The following is an 8,573-nucleotide window of genomic DNA, read 5'->3' as shown; positions in this document are numbered from 1 at the left end:
GCCTGTCGGACTTACCACTGACCTACTGCGAAAAAGCCGGATTTGGCCATTTTCTATGATTCTTTTCGTTGAATAGCTCGCTATTCGCCTCAAATAATCATAAAAACTGTCTCAAACCGGACTTTTTCTCACTACGGTCGGCTAAGTCCGACAGACTCCTAGCCTCGAGTGGTGGTTTTCAGTGTTTCAAACCAGGTACGAATAATTTCGTCCATCTTACTCTGTACCGTTTTCACCATATCCTGATGCATCTGCATCCACTCGGACGCACTCTGGGCGGCGTTATCATGCGTTTTCTGAAAGGCTTCATGCTCTTTCTGTCGAGCCTGATGCTCAGATGCCTGATAGTTGAAGCCTGCAGAAATAATGTCACCCATACCTGATACCATTTGAGAAGCCTGAGTAGCCTGCTGCATCCTTACGGAAGACTGTGCTGCTGACCCCCCTCCCATTGAGCCACCTATGGCCACTGCACCAGCAGCGACCTTCATGGTGCCACTGGTAACACCTGCAGCCAGGGTATAGATAGCCGCTTTACGCATTTCTCCGGCCTGATTCAGGATTTCCTGTTTGGCCGCATCGTATTCCATCGCTCGGGTTTCCCTTGCAGTTCTCCGCCCCTGCACACTCATTTCGTGAAGAAGTTCAAGCACAGTAAAAATATCCACCAGCTGCTCAAGCACTCTGTCCCCAATTGGACTACCTGTTGACAGCACATTGGCAGCCTGTGCCATTTGCTGCAATTGAGCCAGCTGATTAGCATCAGTAGATTGCGCTAGCTTACCCTGAGCCTTCAAAGCCTGAGGGTCTGCAGTTGCCAGAAGCACATCAGATTCTGTATCACTGAAGCCCATTTGCTTCAGAAGTTCTTTTTGCTGCTCCGTACCAAAGGTTTGTCCATTGAGCAGTGCAGTCAAACGTTCTGCCTGAGCATTGCTAAAGCCTTGAGAGGCTAAAGGAGATTTGGATTTACCGGATCCGGCCTGGTGAGTAGATGCAAGAGAGTTTCCTTCATCATCCGGATCAGCCAGTGATAACAGGGCGTCAACCTGACTTTCGCTGAACCCCATGGATTTCAGAGCATCTTTCTTACCTTGCAGAGCTGACTGGCCACCGTGCATGGAAGCCAGTGAATTACCGGCATCAGCAGGATCAGCCAGTGACATTAAAGCGTCCAGCTGACTTTGACTGAATCCCATTCCAGCCAGAACACTTCTCTTGCCTTCAGTTCCACCGAGATTATGTCCATGAAGATTACTTAAAAGACTGGCACCACCTTTTAAAAGGTCCGCGTTTCTCTCTAGCTGCTTCTGCTGATCTGGATTCAAACTCCCGCTGCGCAGGCTTTTGGCCAGCTCCTGGGTATTTTCAAGGGATGACTTCGTCAGTTTACTGATGTCATTTACGTCTGTATTGGCTGCTTCAAGATGAGTGGGCTTAACATCGTCCGGTTGATCAAGGACTGGTGCCCTGCTCTGCTGGCCCTTCAGTACTTCTGCACTTTTGGTTTCTCTGGCGTATCGAAGATTTTCACCATCAAGGTCTCCTCGCCCTACTTCATCAAGAGAGCCCGCACCAGACAAGCCTGTCTGAGAGCCATAGTTCACCGGCGTATTCTGTGTTGAGCCTGTTTGTCCTACCTGTGACATAACCTACCTCCTTGAGACTCAGGCACGCAGATTGCGCGCAAGTGTTGTCTTGGTTTCGTGATTAGCTTTTATAATACTGGCGGCTATGGAGTAGCCCTGCTGGAGTTCGTCGATCGCCTTTTGCACAGCTTCAATAGCATCATCAATTCCCTGCTGGATCCTGGACATTTCGGCTTTCTCTTCAAGAGCTTCAGCTCTTAGAATATCTGCCTGATAGGTATAAACAGAGGTCCCGATATCAGCACCACCTGAAGCCACCTGAGAAGCACCACCAATCAATTGAGCCAACTTAGCCAGCTTAGTCATGATCGCAGCAGCTTTAGCTGCGGTGGTTGCAGCAGTAGCTGCTGTGTTAGCCCCCGTCGCCGTTACTGTGGCGGCAGTAGACGTACCCGTTGCGGCACCCGATGTAGCAGCACTTGCTGTACTGGCTGCCGCACCACCCGCACCGGCAAAGCCACCAGCAGCAGCCGCACCTGCTGAGAGCGCAATCATAACCACGGCCCAAAACACCATGGCAGCAATCCGGGCATTCTTCTTGTCATCTCCAGCAAAACTATCAAAAATTTTCATCATAAAATTATTGGTTTCAGAAGAAATGATCATCGTCACCATAACGGCCATAGCAGCAACCATGAGTGATACAGCCACGACTGTCAGAACACCGCCTGTAAAAATAATCCCGACTGCAGCAACGACAACTGTGGCAACCGCCATGAGAGCAAGTGCTATATAGCCAAAAATCTTTCCAATCAATCCGCTTTGCGCGGCCTTATCCATTTTCTCAATGGTTTCCTTGATCTTCTGGATAATTTTACTACTACGTTGCTCTGCAGCTACCTGCCCTACTTTGATACTTTCCTGATCAAACTTGAGTCTTTCATTCTGAAGTTTGGACTGAATTTGAACCAGCATCGTAGTTGCAGAATCAAGATCAAGGGGTTGCTCTGCATTCAAAGCGGCCTTAGTAAATGATTCAATATCACTGGTGAGTTCAGCTTTCAGATCATTAGGTATTTCAGTAATGGCAGAGAAGCGAACCATCACATCTTCGAAGGTATTAAATAACTGATTAAGCTTGGGATCTCCTCCTCTGGCATCCATATCTTTAATTCGTGCACTGGTAGAGTGCATAGAAGACAGGGAGTTCTCGAGATCATTGGGATCTGCCAGAGCAAGCATCCCATCTATCTGGGATTTACTGAACCCTATGCTCTCCAGTTCAGAACGTTTGCCCTGAAGATTGCCAGTCTGCTTCCTGATAGGGATATTCTTCTGCTCCTGAACAGTCTCTCCTTGAGTCTTGGATTGTTTAGCCGTTATATCAGAATTTTGTTCTGCATGCTGTTTCAACACTTCTGACGTGGCCTTTTCAGACTCAGCAATAGGTGCTGGAACATCCAGTACGGGAGTATTAGTCTGAGGTTTGGGGGCTTCATCACCTTTAGTTCTAGAGTAACTGTTCTGGTTACTGAAGCCTCTCTGAACCGGGTTCTCTTCATGATCAACGGCATCAAAAGAAGCCTGATTAATATTCCCAGTTTGCTCTGTAGAGACAGGTCCCTGACCGATTGAAGACATCCTTGTACCTCTTCCCTTAACTGCTCAGGTTATCCAGCATACTTTCGGCTCTTTGCTTCTCATCCTCATAATCAGCCGCATCGCCAGCCCATTCAATTGCTGTCTCATAGGACATTTTTGCTTTTTCTTTGTCACCCATAGCCAGATGACAGTCACCGATATAGATCATGGGCCTGGGATCATCGGCATCCAGCACTGTTGCAAAAGTGAAGATTTCAATAGCATTGTCATACTGCTTCATCATTTGCTGACATGCACCAAGCCCCATGAAGTACTTACGATTGAAGTGATCGTAAAAGCACAGGAACTGAAATACTTTTTGAGCTTCCTCGTACTTTCCACCCTGGTAGAGGTTATAAGCGACGCTGTAAATTGCCTCCATGGCATCGTCACTCATATTTTTCAGGTCCTTGAAGGTACCTCCTTTACCAAAAAACTCGAGCAACATATCTTCGAGCTCTTCACCTTCACTGGTCTTAGCTTCTTCATTCACACCGAGATCCTCCATAATTCAGCGTAGATTCTGAATAATCGTACTGAGTGACTGATAGTATTTGTTAATGAAGTTAGAAAGCATTTCAAAACTTTGGTTATATTTATTTATAGTCTGCTGCAGTTTGGTGGTTTCCAGCTGGGATTGACTGGTTAGAGCTTCAATTTTTGACTTGAGTCCTTCAATATTGACATCCCAATCCGCAGAATTATGGTCAAGAACTTCGGTATCAGTGTTGGTATCCGTGGTTTGAAATTCAGCATCAAGGCTTTCCCAATAATCCCTGAATTCCTGATCAAAGGTTGAAGAGCCTGATGTACCGGCTTCTGCTTTCTTAGCTCTGGCTCTTGCTAACCAATCGTTTGCCCTTTCAAGTTGAGCGTTTTTATCCTGAATAGACTGAATCTGATCCCTAAGTTGTACCTCAATTATTTCAGCTCGAGCAGAAAGCACTGAAAAGACTAATGCATCCAGGCTGGGTTTAGAAAAATCAACAGGCTCTCCATTGAGAAAGGCATTAACTGACGATGCTCCAGGGCCCACATAGTTCTCACCCTGCCAATTACTAGGGTCACTGATCTGATTCAGAAGCGACACCGGTGTCTGAACATAAACTAATTGCCTAGCAGCTTCAGTAAGTTGGCCTGAATACTGAAGAGAATTGAGCGTTGATTTATCTACGGTATAAAAATGGGTTGGCGACAGTGAGCTTCCCTGATCATCAGGATCAGCAAGAGAAAATAATGCCTCAATCTGGGCATCACTAAAACCGGCAGCTCTAAGCGAGTCTCGCTTGGCATCAGTAATGTGAACTGACCCCTGCGTGCCAGTGAGTGTCACTCCTCCCTGATTATCTATCGATGGTGAGGACTCAGTCATAACTTGGCTCCCTGCCGTTCTGTGCTGATCACATTACAATTAATCTAGGTTATTTATTCGTTATCGATGGCTGACATCTCTCATCTCATAGTCTTATATGCAAAAAATTCATAAAAAAAGTAAATTAGTTACTATTTGAAATGATCCTTGCCTTTAATTTTAAGAATAACTTCAGAGAACCTTTCACCAGTCTGCTTTTTAAGTTCCTCTAAAAACTCTGCACCGCTGATTCTTTTCTCTCTGGGCTTTTCCAACACTTCTCTGGCCGCTTTCAGAAAATCATTTTTGTCACTGTCATTAAGACGATCAGCTCGATCCAAGGTAGCCAGCTCAAATGAAAGCACTCTGAAATGAACCATATTTTTTGAAATAGACAGACCAACCGCTTCAGAGGTTCCTGCTTCACTCACAGAGTGCGGTGGAGCTTTAGCTACTGATTCTTTAGGTTTTGGAACTTCAGGAGGAGCAGCAGGAGGTTCAGGCACGACTTTAGAAACCGCAGCAGAAGCGCCAAATGAGATAGAAGCCTGCTGTTGTTGCTTCAATAGACGCTCTGCTTTTTCTGTCTGCAACAATTTCAGAACGCCTGTGAATACCTCTCTGGCCTCAGCTGTCCCTGCGCTGGCCATTGCACCTCTAGTCATAGCTATTAGCTGATCCAACGTCGCATCACTCATCCTCGGCAACATCTCTTTCAATTTCGAAAGAAACTCTGCTAAAGCCTGCTCTCTCTCGCTGTCTGTCGTTGCATTCATCATGGCTTCTGCCGCACTCAAAATAGCGTTTGTTACTGTTTTGAATTCAGCATCATGCGGATCAAAGTTCTTATCTCTGCTCAAAACATCAGCAATAGCACCAGAAACCACTTCTGAGAGAGGCTGTCCGGCCTGCACCCCGGTAGAGATTTGTTGCAGAAGCTCTTCAGGATCCACATTGAGCTTGCTCTCTTCAGCAAACCTCTTAAGTCTTTTCTTCGCTTCGTCTTCATCCAGTGAGCCATCCTCCTGAAGAGGAATAGACCCATCACCCTGAGTAAGAGCTTCAAGAACTGGCTTGCGAACTGCCATGAACTGGCCATCATCAACACTGCTTTCACCAGGTTTATTTTTGGGGTCGTCAGGCTTCGGTTTTGGCTCATCTGGCTTGGGTTTTGGCAGATTTTCAGGGACATCATCCAAGGCAAACATCATCTTGGATAGGCCCATACTCAGCATCATTATTCCACAAGCGTATATGCAGAGACCTGCCGGAGGAAAACCAATCGCTGCAGCGGCACCTATGCCTATCAAAATACCACCCGCCGCTGTGACAGTTATTTCTTTCTTATGCTTATCGAGAAAGCTCAATTTGGGCTGCAGCTGATTTTTGAATTCTTCTTTTCGCTTTTGCACATCCGGATCATCAGACGTGCTGACTGATACTCTAGGAGAAGTTTCTTTGGGTGTGATGAGTTCATCATCAGGATCAGGGGCTGGACCAGGCCTCTGCCCACCCGGAGGTGTTTGCCTGGGTTTTATCTGCGGGGGAATAAGCTCATCTTCAGGGTCAGGAGTACGCCCTGATCCATGGCCTTCTGAAGGCTGAGCTGTTCTGGACCGGGAAGATTTTCTGGAAGCTTCGAGAGAACTTAACAGTTCAGAAGCTTCATCACTATCCAGTGAATTTTCCAGTTCTGACTCAACCAGTTCTGGTAAATCACCCTGTTGATGCTGGGCTTTGGACGCAGTACGTGAATGAATACTTTCAGACAAAGGACCCGAACCCTGTGAGTCACGTCTACCCACAACACTCTGTCCCGGTGTGCCTGTAACATTCCTGGGGCCCAACCGACCTGATTCATTAACTTCATGCTTTGGATGCACTACTTCAACAGGTACTGTTGATTGAGTATCAACTCCCGCCGTTTTCCCTGGCATAAACCTTCTTCCGAAAATGCAGCGTATACTTCATTAAAGCTTAGATGAACTATCACTTCAGCAGTTAGATTTAATAGTCAGAGAGAATAAGTAACTCATTAATATTTCGCCAATTTTTTGGCATTTTAACCCTATGAGGAAGGCGGTATTGCTGGAAGTACTTTATATTCTTGCTATTACTGTGGAAGCCATGTCAGGTGCGATTGCGGCTGGAAGAAAACAGATGGATCCATTTGACATCCTCATTATTGCTACAGTCACGGCTTTTGGAGGTGGAACCCTTCGAGATCTGGTATTAGACAACCACCCCCTGGTGTGGATTGCTCATCCTGAGTATTTGGTTGTCACTACGGTAGCGGTGGTCGTTGTCATCATTATAAGACCTTGGATTCGCTACTTATCCGAAGCTTTTCTGGTGCTTGATGCGATTGGTTTGGTGACATTCAGTATCATTGGAGCCCAAAAGACGCTCGAGCTGGGACACAACTATCTGATCGCCAGTATTATGGCAGTCTTTACGGGTGCGTTTGGTGGAGTGCTGAGGGATATTCTCTGTAATCAGGTACCATTGGTCTTCAGAAAAGAGCTTTATGCCAGTATTTCATTTATAGCTGCCTGGATTTTCTTTATTTTGTGTATGACACCGTTATCCATGACGGCCTGCATCCTCATCACTTTGATCACCGGCTTTGTAGCCCGCATGCTAGCCATCACCATGAATATAGAGTTGCCCATACTCAATTTCGATCAAAAAAAACCTAAAAAATAGCGATTCAAAGGCAACGCCTGGTCTTTTCTGCAAAGTCGCAGGCGTGTTAGCTAGTCACTTACATTGCTTTATGGCTGGTCGGAGTTTCATAAAACTCCAACACAGCTGACATAACATCTTTAGGACTTAACATTCCGACCAAAGACCCCTCTTCAACAACAGGCACTCTGAAGGCATGAGCTTTCATAAAATGTTCATAAGCCGTGATGATATCGTCATATGGCGATACAGTAAGGACATCTCTGGTCATACTCTCACCCACCAAGCTGCCTTCCTGGGAAAAATAACCTCCCATCAATGTCCCCTGAAGACAGTCTGTCTCTGAAAGGATACCTACCAGGCCACCATTCTCATCCACCACAGGTACCGCTGTTATATCGTTATTGAGCAGTATTCGTATGGCCTCGACCACTTCCATGGTTGGAGGAATAGTAATCACCTGAGGGGTCATACAGTCTCTGACTTTGATTGATCTCATAAAGCCTCCTCGATTGTTACGAGCAGTAAGGAGCAATTTATACACTTACAGTATTCTACTCTTTTTCGAACAAAGTCCAGTTCCCGAATAAACTTCCTTAATAAAGTCTTGCTCAGAACGGAGACAAGCTGCTCTGAGGCCTTTATAATGGCCGCCTTTCAACCCTTTTTACCTCTGTAATCGAAATAAGGCAAAGGTATATACATGAGCTATGCGAATATTCCGGCGGGTAAAAATCTGCCTGAAGATATCTATGTTGCTATCGAAATCCCGGCCAATGCGTCTCCTATCAAGTACGAAATCGACAAAGATATCGACGCTCTGATGGTAGACCGTTTCATGGCTACCCCCATGTTCTACCCTGCCAACTATGGTTACATCCCACAGACTCTGGCGGACGATGGAGACCCTCTGGACGTTCTGGTAGTGACTCCTTACCCTGTTGTTCCAGGTTCTGTGATTCGCTGTCGCGCAGTAGGCATGCTGAATATGTCAGACGAAAATGGTCAGGACGAGAAACTGATTGCAGTGCCTCACGAGAAGCTGTCTGCACTGTACAACGATATTCAGGAATACACTGACCTTCCAGAACTGCTGCTGAAGCAAATCGAACACTTCTTCGAGAACTACAAAGACCTGGAACCAGGCAAGTGGGTCAAGATAGAAGGCTGGGAAAACAAAGAAGCAGCCTTTGAAGTCATTAAAAAGTCTGTAGCCAATTACAAAGGCTAAAGGGAATGATGCAATAAACCATTTTTGAGAATGGTGCATTACTCCTTTAATAGTGCTGAAGATGACATCTTCAGCA

General features: G+C 46.1%; 8 protein-coding genes. 2 read left to right on the top strand and 6 right to left on the bottom strand.

From position 1 onward, the window contains the following. Positions 1-158 precede the first annotated feature (158 nt). The 5 genes from ACR2PX_RS16405 to ACR2PX_RS16385 all read right to left on the bottom strand — a co-directional run bounded on the left by ACR2PX_RS16405 (position 159) and on the right by ACR2PX_RS16385 (position 6,518). On the bottom strand, positions 159-1,649 hold the full coding sequence (locus tag ACR2PX_RS16405) for a hypothetical protein (RefSeq protein ID WP_434000433.1): 1,491 nt from the start codon (positions 1,647-1,649) through the stop codon (positions 159-161). Positions 1,650-1,667: 18 nt separating this feature from the next. Further along, positions 1,668-3,230 (bottom strand): type III secretion system translocon subunit SctE, encoded by a 1,563-nt coding sequence (gene sctE, locus ACR2PX_RS16400; RefSeq protein WP_434000432.1) that lies wholly within the window; start codon positions 3,228-3,230, stop codon positions 1,668-1,670. A 16-nt stretch (positions 3,231-3,246) separates the two neighbouring features. Then, positions 3,247-3,723, bottom strand: a complete 477-nt coding sequence (locus ACR2PX_RS16395; RefSeq protein WP_434000431.1) for a SycD/LcrH family type III secretion system chaperone — start codon at positions 3,721-3,723, stop codon at positions 3,247-3,249. 18 nt (positions 3,724-3,741) lie between these two features. Next, positions 3,742-4,602 (bottom strand): hypothetical protein, encoded by an 861-nt coding sequence (locus ACR2PX_RS16390; protein ID WP_434000430.1) that lies wholly within the window; start codon positions 4,600-4,602, stop codon positions 3,742-3,744. 131 nt (positions 4,603-4,733) lie between these two features. Beyond that, on the bottom strand, positions 4,734-6,518 hold the full coding sequence (locus ACR2PX_RS16385; RefSeq protein ID WP_434000429.1) for a hypothetical protein: 1,785 nt from the start codon (positions 6,516-6,518) through the stop codon (positions 4,734-4,736). A gap of 148 nt (positions 6,519-6,666) precedes the next feature. On the opposite strand from ACR2PX_RS16385, the gene ACR2PX_RS16380 reads away from it, so the two are divergent. Then, the gene (locus ACR2PX_RS16380) at positions 6,667-7,287 is read left to right on the top strand and encodes a trimeric intracellular cation channel family protein (protein ID WP_434000428.1); all 621 of its coding nucleotides are present in this window, start codon (positions 6,667-6,669) and stop codon (positions 7,285-7,287) included. A 58-nt stretch (positions 7,288-7,345) separates the two neighbouring features. Here ACR2PX_RS16380 and ACR2PX_RS16375 read toward each other — a convergent pair whose 3' ends face one another. Beyond that, positions 7,346-7,765 carry a CBS domain-containing protein gene (locus ACR2PX_RS16375; protein ID WP_434000427.1) on the bottom strand — a complete coding sequence of 140 codons (420 nt, stop codon included), beginning with the start codon at positions 7,763-7,765 and terminating at the stop codon, positions 7,346-7,348. A gap of 204 nt (positions 7,766-7,969) precedes the next feature. Here ACR2PX_RS16375 and ppa point away from each other — a divergent pair, with 204 nt between their 5' ends. Further along, positions 7,970-8,497: an inorganic diphosphatase gene (gene ppa, locus ACR2PX_RS16370; RefSeq protein WP_434000426.1), complete on the top strand. Its 528-nt coding sequence runs from the start codon at positions 7,970-7,972 to the stop codon at positions 8,495-8,497. Positions 8,498-8,573 lie beyond the last annotated feature (76 nt).

Source organism: Endozoicomonas sp. (genome assembly GCF_051008435.1).
GTDB lineage: Bacteria > Pseudomonadota > Gammaproteobacteria > Pseudomonadales > Endozoicomonadaceae > Endozoicomonas_A.
Note: the sequence above shows the minus strand (reverse complement) of the source record. Positions and strands in the feature narration are given on the sequence as shown.